This is a genomic window from Oleiphilus sp. HI0125 (assembly GCF_001635355.1).
In genome coordinates, this window is sequence record NZ_LWGF01000563.1 from 1 (window position 1) to 752 (window position 752).

The window sequence follows — 752 nt, forward strand, 5'->3', positions numbered from 1 at the left end:
CTAAGTTTTAGCTTGTCAGCGAAAGGTATGGCTACCATGTTAGCAAGCATTGCGCCGTAAAGTGTGGTTAACAAGGCAACAGCCATTGCTGGACCGATAGATTTAGGGTCATCCATGTTCGATAGCATTGCGACAAGACCTATTAAAGTACCGATCATGCCCATCGCCGGCGCTACATCTCCTAAAGCTTCCCAAACTCGGGCGCCGGTTTTGTGGCGCTCTAAGGTCTGCGCTTTATCTTTACTCAATAACGAACGCACAACATCTGCATCATGCCCGTCTATCAATAAGCCAACCCCTCTTTTCAAGAAGTTGTTGCCCATCTCTTTGCCTTCCAAAGCGAGCAAACCACCTTTACGGGCTTCTTCAGCCAACTCTTTGATCACACCGATTAACTCTTCCGGTGAATCAAGCTTAAACATAAAGGCCTTTGCCACGGTTTTCACTGCACCTAAAAATTGTGCAAGAGAAAATTTCATTAAGCACACGAGTAGTGAGCCAACTAACACAATTAGTACAGAAGGAATATCGAAAAACATCCCTACAGAGCCACCCAACACCATTGCAAAAGCAATAATGGCGAATCCTCCGATTAATCCTATTAGGGTTGCGAGATCCAAATGAGGAACCCTCTTCTCTCATATATGGTTGATATTTCAGTTATTGCAGGGCGAAATTAGGTTCAACGAGGAACAATGAATCGTTATACTTAAACCCAGCTTTAAAGTTGTGAATACACGCCAGCTTGCATA

Annotated in this window: 1 protein-coding gene; it reads right to left on the reverse strand. The window is 44.1% G+C overall.

The window, feature by feature from the left end:
• Positions 1–620 (reverse strand): flagellar motor protein PomA (gene pomA / locus A3762_RS07040; RefSeq protein ID WP_068754676.1); only part of this gene is annotated, 620 nt, incomplete at its 3' end.
• Positions 621–752: the final 132 nt, after the last annotated feature.